The following is a 12,618-nucleotide window of genomic DNA, read 5'->3' as shown; positions in this document are numbered from 1 at the left end:
CTTCGCGAAGGAGAACGGGCTGCCGGTCGCGATCAAGGCGGCCTACGGTGGCGGTGGCCGAGGGCTCAAGGTGGCCCGCACCATCGAGGAGATCCCCGACCTCTACGATTCCGCGGTGCGCGAGGCCGTGACGGCGTTCGGGCGCGGCGAATGCTTCGTCGAGCGCTTCCTCGACAAGCCGCGCCACGTCGAGACGCAATGCCTGGCCGATCACCACGGCAATGTCGTCGTCGTGTCGACCCGCGACTGCTCGCTCCAGCGCCGCAACCAGAAACTGGTCGAGGAGGCCCCCGCACCGTTCATCTCGGAGGCGCAGCACACCGAGCTGGTCCGCGCCTCGAAGGCGATCCTGCGTGAGGCGGGCTACGTCGGCGCGGGCACGTGCGAGTTCCTCGTCGGGCAGGACGGGGGGATCAGCTTCCTCGAGGTCAACACGCGCCTCCAGGTCGAGCACCCGGTCACCGAGGAGGTCACCGGCATCGACCTCGTCCGCGAGCAGTTCCGGATCGCCAACGGCGAGCCGCTGACGTTCACCGATCCCGAACCCCACGCCCACTCGATCGAGTTCCGGATCAACGGTGAGGACGCGGGACGCGGCTTCCTGCCCGCACCCGGCACCGTCACGCGCATGGTCGTCCCGCACGGTCCCGGCGTTCGCTGGGACGCCGGCCTCGTCGAGGGCGACACCGTCGCCGGCGCGTTCGACTCGATGATCGCCAAGCTCATCGTCACCGGCCGTGACCGCGCCGAGGCCGTCGAACGGGCCCGACGCGCCCTGGACGAGCTCGTCATCGAGGGCATGCCGACCGTCACGCCCTTCCACCGCGCCGTCGTCTCTGACGAGGCCTTCGCACCCTCGGACGGGTCGCCGTTCACCGTGCACACCCGCTGGATCGAGACGGAGTTCGACAACACGATCGAGCCGTATGCCGCTGGGCCCGCTGCCGCTGACGGCGCCGGTGAGGACGCGGCTGAGCGACAGACGATCGTCGTCGAGGTCGGCGGCAAGCGCCTGGAGGTGTCCCTGCCGGGTGGGCTGTCCCTTGGGGGCGGTGGCGGTGCCGGCACGGCGAAGAAGAGGGCCCCGAAGCGCTCCGGTGGCGGCAAGGGCGGTGCCGCCGCCTCGGGCGACTCGCTCACCGCGCCGATGCAGGGCACCATCGTGAAGCTCGCTGTCGAGGAGGGGGCGACCGTCGCCGAGGGCGACCTCGTCATCGTCCTCGAGGCGATGAAGATGGAGCAGCCGATCAACGCACACAAGTCCGGTGTCCTCACCGGCCTCAAGGCGGCCGTCGGCGAGACCGTCACGTCCGGCTCCGTCCTCGCCGAGATCAAGGACGCCGCCGCCGAGGCCTGACCCACTCGCCACCCACTCCACACCCACTCCCGACCGCAACACACCCGCTTACCGACTGCCTGGCCCTGCTGCAGGCAGGGGTAGCGGTCGGTAACCGGGTGTGTTGCAGGTTTGATCAGCGCGAGGGCGGTGCCGGCGGCGGGTCGCCGAGGGTGACGTCGCCCTCGGAGGGCGCCTCCGGGATCGCGTCGCCACTCTCAGCCGTCCCGCTGTCGGCTCCGGTTGGTCCGGCCTCGGTCGGCTTCGGCGTCGGCGCCGGGCTTTCCGAGGGCACGGGCGCCGGACCCGGTGACGGAGCGGGCTCTGGTGCGGTCGCGTCCTCGGTCTCAGGAGGCAGCCCGAGCTTCTCGCCCACCATGTCCGAACCCTGGTCGACCTGCTCGGCATACTTCCCGCCGGTCCGCTCGTTGACCACGTCTTCTGCCTTCTCCAGGGCATCCCTCGCCTTGTCGGGGTTGCCCTTGATGAAGTCCTTCGCCTTGTCGATCCAGCTGCTCATTGCTTCTCCCCTGGTGTTGGGTTCCCCTGCAGCCCCGACGCTACGCCTCTGGCACACCTCAGGTGTGGTCGCAAGCCTTCTGAACGAGCGCCGCCCGAGGTCTCACTCCGGCTGATGCAGCTGCCGGGCGGCCTCCGCGATGGAGCCGGACAGCGAGGGATAGACGGTGATGGTGCTGGCCACCTGGTCGACGTTGAGCCGGTTCTGCACAGCGAGGGCGACGGGATGGATCAGCTCCGAGGCCTTCGGCGCGACGATGACCCCGCCGAGCAGCGTCCCATAGCCCGTGCGGCAGAAGAGCTTGACGAAGCCGTCGGTGATGCCCTGCATCTTCGCCCGCGGGTTGCGCGAGAGCGGCAGCGTCACCGACTGGACATCATGCGCCTCGTCGGCAGCAAGCTGTCCGATGCCGACCGTGGCGATCTCCGGCTCGGTGAAGATGGTGGCCGCGACCCCGCGGACGTTGAGCGGCGCGACGGCGTCTCCCAGTGCGTGCCACATGGCGATCCGGCCCTGCATCGCTGCGACGGAGGCGAGCGGCAGCACGCCCGTGCAGTCCCCGGCCGCGTAGATGCCCGGCACCGACGTCCGCGACACGCGATCGACCTGCAGGTGCCCCGATTCGGTCAGCTCGACACCGAGCTGCTCGAGCCCGATGCCCCGCGTCGCCGGGATGGAACCGACGGCGAGCAGGGCATGGCTGCCCTCGACGGTGCGACCGTCCTCGAGCCGGACGACGACGCCGTTGGCAGTGCGCTCGACACCGGCCGCGCGCGACCGGCTGAGCACCTCCATCCCCCGCTTGCGGAAGACCTCCTCGATCACGGTCGCCGCGTCGGCGTCCTCCCCCGGGAGCACCCGGTCCCGCGACGAGACGAGCACCACCCCAGAGCCCAGGCCGAGGAACGCCTGGGCGAGCTCCGCGCCGGTGACACCCGAACCGATGACGACGATGCGCTCAGGCAGGTCCGTGAGGGAGTAGATCTGCTGCCACGTCAGGATGCGCTCCCCGTCCGGGACGGCAGACGGCAGGACCCGAGGGGTCGCTCCGGTTGCGACGAGGATGACGTCGGCGGCGATCTCCTCCGACCCGCCGTCGGTCTCTGCGATGACGCGGTCCCGCGCCGCCACCCGTCCCGTCCCACTGATGATCCGCACTCCGGCGTTCTCGAGGCCGTGGTGGATGTCAGCGCTCTGGGCCGCTGCCAGCGCGAGGATCCGCTCGTTGACGGTCTGCGGCAGGGCGACGACGTCGTCGACGACATCCCCCTCGTCGTCGGTGAGACGGACCCCGAGCCCGCCCGCGACCGCGAAGTCCGACATGTAGTCGGCCGTCGCGATCAGGGCCTTGCTCGGCACGCAGTCGGTGAGCACCGCAGCGCCACCGACCCCGAGCCTCTCGATGATGGTGACGTTCGCGCCGAGCTGGGCACCGACGAGCGCGGCCTCGTAGCCACCGGGGCCGCCACCGATGATGACAACCGTCGTCTCTCGCGTGATCACCCGACCATCCAACCACCGACGAGGCCGTATGCCGCTGAGTCGACTCCCAGCCCGACGTCGCCTTCCGCTTCGAGCCGCCACGGCGAGGGACGTCGCTAGAGTCGCAGCGTGAGCACTCCGGCCATCGACCTCAATGACCCTGCCACCGACCCGTTCGAGGTGGCCAAGCAGGCTGCAGCAGTCATCGCCGAGCGGACGGGAGCCGCTCGTCACGACGTGGCCCTCGTCCTCGGCTCCGGCTGGCGACAGGCCGGCGATCTCATCGGCGAAACGTTGGCGACGGTGGACAACGCCGACGTCCCAGGCTTCTACGCAGCGGCCGTCGAGGGCCACTCGAGGACGATGCAGTCGGTCGCCATCGGCGACACCGGGCGGCGCGCCCTCGTCTATGGCTCGCGGACCCACTTCTACGAGGGTCGGGGCGTGCGCCCCGTTGTCCACGCCGTGCGGACCGCGCACGCTGCCGGGTGCTCGACGATCATCCTCACCAACGGCTGCGGTGGCCTCAACCCAGAGTGGGTGCCCGGCACGACGGTTCTCATCCGGGACCACATCAACCTCTCGGCGCAGTCACCGATCGAGGGCCCGAACTTCGTCGACGTCACCGACCTCTACTCGCCACGTCTGCGGGAGATCGCGCGCGAGGTCGACCCCACGCTCGACGAGGGGGTCTATGTCCAGTTCCGCGGACCCCAGTACGAGACTCCAGCCGAGGTTCGCATGGCCAAGATCCTCGGTGGCGACCTGGTCGGCATGTCCACGGGACTGGAGGCGATCGCGGCACGGCAGGTCGGTCTCGAGGTGCTCGGCATCTCGCTCGTCACCAACCTCGCGGCGGGGATCAGTGACAAGCCGCTCAGCCACGACGAGGTCCTCGAGGCGGGTGAGGCGGCGTCCGACCGTTGCGCGGACCTGCTCTCCACCATCGTGCGGCGCCTCTGATGACCGCGACCGACACCTCTGCTGACCTGCTCGCGGCAGCGCGCGCCTGGCGTGACGACGACCCCGACGCGACGACGCGAGGCGAGCTCGACTCCCTCATCGCCGGGGTCGAGGCCGGCTCGGACCAGGCCAGGGACGAGCTGGCCGACCGCTTCTCCGGCATGCTCGAGTTCGGCACCGCCGGACTGCGTGGTGCCCTGGGGGCCGGTCCCAACCGGATGAACCGCAGCGTCGTGATCCGCACGGCCGCTGGGCTCGTCGCCTACCTCAAGTCCGAGGGCCAGGCGGGTGACGACCCGCTTGTCGTGATCGGCTTCGACGCCCGCTACAACTCCGACGTCTTCGCCCGGGACACGGCGGCGGTCGTTACCGGCGCGCGCGGGCGCGCCCTGCTCCTGCCCAAACCCCTGCCGACGCCGGTGCTCGCGTTCGCGATCCGCCACCTCGGCGCCGACGCGGGCGTCATGGTCACGGCGAGCCACAACCCTCCCCAGGACAACGGGTACAAGGTCTACCTCGGTGACGGCAGCCAGATCGTGCCACCGGCGGACGCCCAGATCGCCGCTCACATTGCCGCCGTCCCTTCGGTGGCGAGCGTTCCCCTCGCCGCAGACGGGTGGGAGACGCTCGGAGAGGGCCTGGTCCAGGACTACGTCGATGCGGTCGTCACGGTCGTCGCTCCCGACTCGCCGCGTGACCTCCACTGCGTGCACACCAGCCTGCACGGCGTCGGACACGGCACCGTCGCGGCCGCGTTCGTCCAGGCAGGGTTCGAGCTGCCCACCGCGGTCGACGAGCAAGCCGTCCCGGATCCCGACTTCCCGACCGTCGCCTTCCCGAACCCCGAGGAAAAGGGCGCCATCGACCTCGCCCTCGAGCAGGCCAGGGCTCAGCGCTGCGACCTCGTCATCGCCAACGATCCCGACGCCGACCGATGCGCCGCAGCGGTGCTCGACCCTGCCCTCGGCGACTGGCGGATGCTGCGCGGTGACGAGGTCGGCGCACTCCTGGGGGCGCACATCGTGGGCCGTGGGGTCCACCCCGGCGACGTGTTCGCGAACTCCATCGTGTCGTCACGCCTGCTCGCCGCGATCGCGGCCGCCGCCGGAATCCGGCACGAGGAGACGCTGACCGGGTTCAAGTGGATCTCGCGCGTCGAGGGGCTGCGCTACGGGTACGAGGAGGCCCTCGGCTACTGCGTCGCGCCCCACCTCGTCCGGGACAAGGATGGCGTGAGCGCCGCGCTGCTCCTCGCCGAGCTGGCGGCGACCCTCAAGGCGCAGGGCCGCCATCTCACCGACCTGCTGGACGACCTCGCCGTGGCGCACGGCGTCCACGCGACGGACTCGTTCTCGGTGCGCGTCTCGGACCTCGCCGAGACCGAGGCGGTCATGGGCCAGCTGCGCGAGGCGCCGCCGACCTCGGTGGCGGGCATCCCGGTCACGCGCAGGGACGACCTCTCGGCGGGGGATGGTGGGCTCCCGCCCACTGAGGGCCTGCGCTACTACCTCGCTGACGAGTCGCGGGTCATCGTCCGTCCGAGCGGCACGGAGCCGAAGGTCAAGGTCTACCTCGAGGTCATCGAGGCCGTCCCAGCTGCTGGCGAGCTCGCTGCGGCGCGAACAGCTGCGGCCGACCGGCTGGCGGCGATCCGGGCCGAGTTCGAGCGACTCACCGCCCTCCCCTGACCCAATCGAGAGAACAGCTTCCGCGCCCCTCTCCCAATCGAGAGAACAGCTTTCGGGCCAGACGGTCCCGGAAGCTGTTCTCTCGATCACCGGGGACGGGCTCGCGAGGTTCGGCCCGTGGGTAGACTCGCCGGGTGACAGTCAGCACCACGACACGCAGCGCGCAGGAGCTCACGGCCCAGGCGCGCGAGCTCCTCGGGGTCTCGCGTCTGACCAACCACGCGCTCACCTCGTGGCTGCACGGCCTGTCCGGTGTCGACCAGGTGGGCTGCGAGGCACGCGCGGCGTCGCTCGGGACCCGCTCGATCAAGACGACGGCCAAGGCGTGGGCCATCGACACCGCGATCAGCATGATCGACCTGACCACCCTCGAGGGCGCCGACACGGTGGGCAAGGTCCGCTCGCTCTGTGCGAAGGCGCGCGTTCCGGATCCGCTCGACCCGACCACTCCGACCCCGGCAGCGATCTGTGTCTACGGCGACATGGTTGCCACGGCGAAGCAGGCCTTGGGCGACAGCGGGATCCACGTGGCCGCGGTCGCCACCGCCTTCCCGTCGGGACGGGCCTCCATGGAGGTCAAGCTGGCCGACACGCGGGCTGCCGTCGAGGCCGGCGCTGACGAGATCGACATGGTCATCGACCGAGGGGCCTTTCTCTCGGGCGACTACCTCACGGTCTTCAGCCAGATCGCCGAAGTGAAGCAGGCCTGCGGCGAGGCGCACCTCAAGGTCATCCTGGAGACCGGCGAGCTCGTCACCTACGACAACGTCCGGCGAGCCTCCTACCTGTCAATGCTGGCCGGAGGCGACTTCATCAAGACCTCGACGGGCAAGGTCTCCCCCGCTGCCACACTTCCCGTCACGCTCCTCATGCTCGAGGCAGTGCGCGACTGGCGTGAACTCACCGGGGTCCAGGTCGGCGTCAAGCCGGCCGGGGGCATCCGCACTTCCAAGGACGCGATCAAGTACCTCGTCGTCGTCAACGAGATCGCGGGCGATGACTGGATGACTCCGGAGTGGTTCCGCTTCGGCGCCTCGAGCCTGCTCAACGACCTGCTGCTGCAACGACAGAAGCTCGCGAGTGGGGCCTACTCCGGCGCCGACTACGTGACGCTCGACTGACCGGGAGACAGTGCTGATGGCAACGTTCGAGTACGCGCCGGCCCCGGAGTCGCGCGCGATCGTCACCCTCGAGAAGTCGTACGGCCTCTACATCGACGGCGCCTTCACGCGGCCCAGGGACACCTTCGAGTCGATCAACCCGGCGGACGAGACGGTCCTCGCGGAAGTCAGCCAGGCCGGCCGCAAGGACGTCGACAAGGCCGTCGCCGCCGCCCGCCGCGCCGTCGAGGGCACGTGGGGCCGGATCAGCGGCGCCGAGCGCGGCAAGTACCTGTTCCGGATCGCCCGCATCCTGCAGGAGCGCTCGCGCGAGTTCGCCGTCCTCGAGACGCTCGACAACGGCAAGCCGATCAAGGAGACCCGCGACGTCGACATCCCCACCGCGGCCGCGCACTTCTTCTACCACGCCGGCTGGGCCGACAAATTGTCGTATGCCGCTGGGCTTGGTTCCCCGGGCACCGTGACCCGGCCGTACGGCGTGGTGGGACAGATCATCCCGTGGAACTTCCCGCTCCTCATGCTCGCCTGGAAGATCGCGCCAGCACTCGCGACCGGCAACACCGTCGTCCTCAAGCCGGCAGAGACGACGCCGCTCACCGCGCTCCTGTTCGCCGAGGTGTGCCAGCAGGCCGACCTGCCCCCAGGGGTCGTCAACATCATCACGGGCGACGGGAGCACGGGCGAGGCCATCGTCGACCACCCCGATGTCGACAAGATCGCCTTCACCGGGTCCACCGAGGTGGGCAAGGCCATCGCGCGTCGCATCGCCGGCACGTCCAAGAAGGCGACGCTCGAGCTCGGCGGCAAGGCCGCCAACATCGTCTTCGACGACGCGCCGATCGACCAGGCGATCGAGGGCATCGTCAACGGCATCTTCTTCAACCAGGGACAGGTGTGCTGTGCCGGGTCGAGGCTGCTGGTGCAGGAGAGCGTCCATGACGCGGTCGTCGCCCGGCTGAAGCGCCGCCTCACGACGCTGCGCGTCGGTGACCCGATGGACAAGAACAGCGACCTCGGCGCGATCAACAGCAAGGTCCAGCTCGACCGGATCACCTCCCTCGTCGAGGCCGGTGTGGCCGAGGGGGCGGAGCGCTGGAGCCCGGAGTGCACGCTCCCGGCGCGTGGCTACTGGTTCCCACCAACGGTGCTGACCGGTGTCTCCCAGACCCACCGCGTCGCGACCGAGGAGATCTTCGGACCTGTGCTGTCGGTGCTGACGTTCCGGACCCCGCAGGAGGCGGTCGCCAAGGCGAACAACACCTCCTACGGACTCTCTGCCGGGGTCTGGACCGAGAAGGGCTCCAGAATCCTGTGGATGGCCGACCAGCTGCGGGCCGGCGTCGTCTGGGCCAACACGTTCAACCGCTTCGACCCGAGCTCGCCCTTCGGGGGGTACAAGGAGTCCGGCTACGGGCGCGAGGGCGGCCGCCACGGCCTCGACGCTTACCTGAGGACGACGTCCGCAGCCCTGACGACCGGAGCCGCGCGATGACCCGCCTCGACGTCCGTAAGACCTACAAGCTCTACATCGGCGGAAAGTTCCCGCGCAGCGAGTCCGGTCGCTCCTATGAGGTCGTGTCGGCGAAGGGCGACTTTCTGGCCAACGCATCGATGGGGTCCCGCAAGGACGTCCGCGACGCCGTCGTCGCGGCGCGCGGTGCGCTGTCCGGGTGGGCGGGGGCAACCGCCTACAACCGGGGCCAGGTCCTGTATCGGGCTGCAGAGGTGCTCGAGGGGCGTCGAGCCCAGTTCGTCGACGAGGTGGCAGCGGGAGAGGGACTGAGCGCCCGCGCCGCTGGAGCCGTCGTGGACGCCTCCGTCGACCGGTTCGTCTGGTACGCCGGGTGGACGGACAAGATTGCGCAGGTTCTCGGCAACCTCAACCCGGTGGCGGGTCCCTTCTTCAACGTGTCGGCGCCCGAGCCGACGGGTGTTGTGGGCATCCTTGCGCCGCAGTCCTCTTCGCTGCTTGGCCTCATCTCCGTCGTTGCTCCCGTCGTTGCAACGGGCAACACCGCGGTCGTCGTCACGTCCGCAGCGCGCCCCCTGCCGGCCATCACCTTGGGCGAGGTCCTCGCCACCTCAGACCTGCCTGGGGGCGTCGTCAACCTCATCACCGCGAAGACGCAGGAGGTCGCGCCGTGGCTCGCCTCGCACCGTGATGTCAACGCCATCGACCTGACCGGTGCCGCCGGCGCCGATGGGGTCGAATGGGGAGCGCTCGAGGCAGAGGCCGCGGGCAACCTCAAGCGCGTCCTGCGCCCCGAGGTCGCGGATGGCGTCGCCGTCGAGCCTGACTGGTCTGCCGACCCTGGCCTTGGCCGCATCCGCGCCTTCGTCGAGACGAAGACCGTGTGGCACCCCAAAGGCCTGTGACCGGGCCCGACACGCCGAGAACGGCCGGTCGGGACCCCGGCGAGGCGGGACCCAAGGGGGACGAGAGGTCGCGTGGTGCCGGAAGCCAGCCCAGCGGCATACGGCCCAGTGAAACACCCGGCTCCCGCCGACGCGTCATCCTGGTCACCGGCCCCAGCGGTGCCGGGAAGAGCCGACTGGCCACCCGGCTCAGCGACGCACTCGGCTGGCCGGTCGTGCGCCTCGACGACTTCTACCGCGAGGTCGACGACCCGGGCCTGCCGAGATCGCCCCTGGGGATCCCGGACTGGGACCACATCGACTCGTGGGATGTGCACGCTGCGGTGGCAGCCCTAAGGACTCTCGTCGACACCGGCTCGGCCGAAGTGCCGATCTACGACATCGGCGCCTCCCGGGTTACCGGACGCCAGGTCGTCGCCTGTGCTCCCGACGACTTCGTCCTCGCCGAGGGTCTTTTTGCCGCGCGGCTCACGGAACCGCTTGAGGCAGAGCGGCTCCTTGCGGATGCCCTGTGCGTGCGCCGATGGCGGTGGGTCACCTTCGTGCTGAGGCTGGTTCGCGACCTTGCCGAGCGACGCAAGCCTCCGCACATCCTGCTCCGACGCGGCGTCGCGCTGTTCCGGGCCGAGCCGGCCATCATCGCGCAGGCCGAGGCCCACGGCGCCCGGTGCGTCAGTCCGCGTGAGGCGGAGTCCCAGGTGAGAGCACTCGTGGCGGGAGGGCCGAGACGGTGAGACTCATCGGCATGATCGGTGGCATGAGCTGGGAGTCGACCGCGCAGTACTACCGGCTCGCCAACGAGATCGTCCGTGATCGTTTCGGCGGGCTCGCGTCTGCTCGGATCCTGCTCCACTCGGTTGACTTCGCGGAGGTCGAGCGGATGCAGGCCACCGGCGATTGGATCGCCGCGGGCCAGCTGCTCGCCGAGGCGGCGCAGGGTCTGGAGCGCGGTGGTGCCGAGCTGATCGTCCTGTGCACCAACACGATGCACAAGGTCGCCGACGCGATCACGGCCGCGACGGACCTCCCCTTCGTACACATCGCCGATGTCACGGCTGCCGCGGTGCGTGCTGCCGGGCTGCGGAAGGTCGGGCTGTTGGCCACGGGCTACACGATGGAGCAGCCGTTCCTGCGCGATCGCCTCGAGGCCCACGGCCTTTCGGTGCTCGTGCCCGAGGCGGGCGACCGGGCCCAGGTGCATCGCATCATCTACGACGAGCTGTGCGTCGGCCAGGTGACCGACCCGTCACGGGAGGCCTACCGCGGAGTCATCGGCCGACTCATCGACGCGGGGGCGGAGGGCATCATTCTCGGCTGCACCGAGATCGAGCTGCTCGTCGGTCAGGACGACTCTGCCGTGCCCGTCTTCCCCACAACTCGTCTGCACGTCGAGGCCGCGATCGCCGCTGCGGTGTGAGCCTCAGACCGGGAAGCCGAGCTCCCGGTAGCCGGGCTTGATGACGTCCTCGATGATGGCAAGCCGCTGGTCGAACGGGATGAAGGCGGACTTCATTGCATTGATGGTGACCCATCTGAGGTCGGCGAGGTCCCAGTCGGCCTGCTGGGTCAGGAGCAGGGCTTCTTTCGACATCGTCGTGTCGCTCATGAGCCGATTGTCGGTGTTGAGAGTCACGCGGAAGCGCAACCGCTTCAGCAACGTGATCGGATGCAGCGCGATCGACAGGGCAGCGGAGGTCTGGACGTTGCTGCTCGGGCACATCTCGAGCGGAATACGGGTGTCCCGGACGTAGGCGGCCAGCCGCCCCAGCGTGACGTCGCCCAGGTCGACGTCGACGAGGGCCCGCGGGTCGTGCTTCCGGGAGTCCAGCCACTCGGCGAAGGGCCGGCCTTGGATGGTGAGGTCATCAACGATCCGGACGCCGTGCCCGAGCCGGTCGGCGCCGCACCACTGGATCGCCTCCCAGATGGAAGGGAGCCCGAACGCCTCGCCCGCGTGGATGGTGAAGTGGGAGTTCTCGCGACGCAGGTACTCGAAGGCGTCGAGATGACGGGTGGGCGGATAGCCGGCCTCTGCTCCGGCGATGTCGAACCCCGATACGCCGTCATCTCGGTAACGGACGGCGAGCTCGGCTATCTCGGTGGACTTCGCGGCGTGACGCATGGCCGTGAGGAGAGCCGTGACTCGGATCTGGCCGCCCCTCGCGGCCACCAGCGCTTCACCTTCCCGGAACCCGGTGTTGACACACTCGATGACCTCCTCGAGGGACAGCCCCTGAGTCAGATGCTGCTCGGGCGCGTACCGGCTCTCGGCGTAGACGACCCCGTCAGCCGCCAGATCCTCCACGCACTCACGGGCTACCCGACGGAGGCCCCCGGCCGTCTGCATCACGGCAAGGGTGTGGTCGAAGGTCTCGAGATAGAGAGGCAGCGAGCCAGAGTCCGCACTCTGCCGGAACCACGTGCGACACGACTCGGGGTCCTCGGTCGGAAGCCCTCCGTAGCCCACTTCCTGAGCGAGCTCGATGATCGTGTGCGGACGCAGGCCGCCATCGAGGTGGTCATGGAGGAGGACCTTGGGGGCCGCCTGGGCGGTCTCAGGCGTCACGCGATCACCTCTCGGTGCGCCCTGTCCTCGCGGAACGCCGGTAGGCACACCGCAACGTACTCGGCTCCATCGGGGCCGCAGGAGTAGCGGATCCGCTCGCCGCCCCGGGTCACGACCGTCTGCCCGGCGTTGACCTCGAGCCTGCCGCCATCGTGGTCGACGAGCACCTGGCCGCTCAGGACGACGGTGATCTCATCGAAGTCCGGAGTCTGGTAGGGCTCCGACCAGCCAGCCGGCGCCTTCATGTGCGCGACCGACACGGAGGCCTGCAGGTTGGCATCCGGCGTGTTGGCCTCACCGACATGCTCCTCGATGAGCTTGCCGCCGGGCACGGGGATTCGGGTCGGGGAGAAGATGAGTTCGGGCACGACGCTACCTTAGTCCGGCACGAGCGTCGTCGAGGTGGACATGCGAAACGCCCCATCGACCGAAGTCGATGGGGCGTTTCAAATAAGGTGTCCGGCTGCGTCCTACTCTCCCACACCGTCACCAGTGCAGTACCATCGGCGCTGAAGGGCTTAGCTTCCGGGTTCGGAATGGAGGCCGGGCGTTTCCCCTTCGCTATG

12 protein-coding genes and 1 rRNA gene are annotated in these 12,618 nt (G+C 69.5%); 8 read left to right on the top strand and 5 right to left on the bottom strand.

Features of this window, described 5'->3' with window-relative positions:
- On the top strand, positions 1–1,357 hold a 1,357-nt coding region (locus VIR15_RS00725), incomplete at its 5' end, for an ATP-binding protein (RefSeq protein WP_331925550.1).
- Positions 1,358–1,472: 115 nt separating this feature from the next.
- Here VIR15_RS00725 and VIR15_RS00720 read toward each other — a convergent pair.
- Together VIR15_RS00720 and VIR15_RS00715 are read right to left on the bottom strand one after the other, a co-directional pair.
- On the bottom strand, positions 1,473–1,856 hold the full coding sequence (locus VIR15_RS00720; RefSeq protein WP_331925549.1) for an antitoxin: 384 nt from the start codon (positions 1,854–1,856) through the stop codon (positions 1,473–1,475).
- A gap of 102 nt (positions 1,857–1,958) precedes the next feature.
- Positions 1,959–3,359, bottom strand: coding sequence for an NAD(P)H-quinone dehydrogenase (locus VIR15_RS00715; RefSeq protein ID WP_331925548.1), 1,401 nt, complete (start codon positions 3,357–3,359; stop codon positions 1,959–1,961).
- 108 nt (positions 3,360–3,467) lie between these two features.
- Between VIR15_RS00715 and VIR15_RS00710 the strand changes: the two genes are divergently transcribed.
- The 7 genes from VIR15_RS00710 to VIR15_RS00680 all read left to right on the top strand — a co-directional run bounded on the left by VIR15_RS00710 (position 3,468) and on the right by VIR15_RS00680 (position 10,903).
- Positions 3,468–4,301 carry a purine-nucleoside phosphorylase gene (locus VIR15_RS00710; RefSeq protein WP_331925547.1) on the top strand — a complete coding sequence of 278 codons (834 nt, stop codon included), beginning with the start codon at positions 3,468–3,470 and terminating at the stop codon, positions 4,299–4,301.
- The gene (locus VIR15_RS00705) at positions 4,301–5,989 is read left to right on the top strand and encodes a phospho-sugar mutase (RefSeq protein ID WP_331925546.1); all 1,689 of its coding nucleotides are present in this window, start codon (positions 4,301–4,303) and stop codon (positions 5,987–5,989) included. The genes VIR15_RS00710 and VIR15_RS00705 overlap by 1 nt, the downstream gene beginning before the upstream one ends.
- Positions 5,990–6,123: 134 nt before the next feature.
- The gene (deoC, locus tag VIR15_RS00700; protein ID WP_414654879.1) at positions 6,124–7,110 is read left to right on the top strand and encodes a deoxyribose-phosphate aldolase; all 987 of its coding nucleotides are present in this window, start codon (positions 6,124–6,126) and stop codon (positions 7,108–7,110) included.
- A gap of 16 nt (positions 7,111–7,126) precedes the next feature.
- On the top strand, positions 7,127–8,602 hold the full coding sequence (locus VIR15_RS00695; RefSeq protein ID WP_331925545.1) for an aldehyde dehydrogenase family protein: 1,476 nt from the start codon (positions 7,127–7,129) through the stop codon (positions 8,600–8,602).
- The gene (locus VIR15_RS00690; protein ID WP_331925544.1) at positions 8,599–9,486 is read left to right on the top strand and encodes an aldehyde dehydrogenase family protein; all 888 of its coding nucleotides are present in this window, start codon (positions 8,599–8,601) and stop codon (positions 9,484–9,486) included. The genes VIR15_RS00695 and VIR15_RS00690 overlap by 4 nt, the downstream gene beginning before the upstream one ends.
- Positions 9,483–10,220 carry a uridine kinase family protein gene (locus tag VIR15_RS00685; protein ID WP_331925543.1) on the top strand — a complete coding sequence of 246 codons (738 nt, stop codon included), beginning with the start codon at positions 9,483–9,485 and terminating at the stop codon, positions 10,218–10,220. The genes VIR15_RS00690 and VIR15_RS00685 overlap by 4 nt, the downstream gene beginning before the upstream one ends.
- Before the next feature lie 11 nt (positions 10,221–10,231).
- The gene (locus VIR15_RS00680) at positions 10,232–10,903 is read left to right on the top strand and encodes an aspartate/glutamate racemase family protein (RefSeq protein WP_331925542.1); all 672 of its coding nucleotides are present in this window, start codon (positions 10,232–10,234) and stop codon (positions 10,901–10,903) included.
- Between the two features lie 3 nt (positions 10,904–10,906).
- On the opposite strand, the gene VIR15_RS00675 is transcribed toward VIR15_RS00680, so the two are convergent.
- From VIR15_RS00675 to rrf, 3 genes are all read right to left on the bottom strand, one after another.
- The gene (locus VIR15_RS00675; protein ID WP_331925541.1) at positions 10,907–12,052 is read right to left on the bottom strand and encodes an adenosine deaminase; all 1,146 of its coding nucleotides are present in this window, start codon (positions 12,050–12,052) and stop codon (positions 10,907–10,909) included.
- A complete protein-coding gene (locus tag VIR15_RS00670) occupies positions 12,049–12,420 on the bottom strand; it encodes a cupin domain-containing protein (protein WP_331925540.1) in 372 nt (123 codons plus the stop codon). The genes VIR15_RS00675 and VIR15_RS00670 overlap by 4 nt, the downstream gene beginning before the upstream one ends.
- An 89-nt stretch (positions 12,421–12,509) precedes the next feature.
- Positions 12,510–12,618, bottom strand: a 5S ribosomal RNA gene (gene rrf, locus VIR15_RS00665); the annotation flags it as partial.

It is taken from the genome of Intrasporangium sp., from assembly GCF_036566125.1.
Lineage (GTDB): Bacteria > Actinomycetota > Actinomycetes > Actinomycetales > Dermatophilaceae > Intrasporangium.
This window is presented reverse-complemented; position numbering and strand designations above follow the sequence as displayed.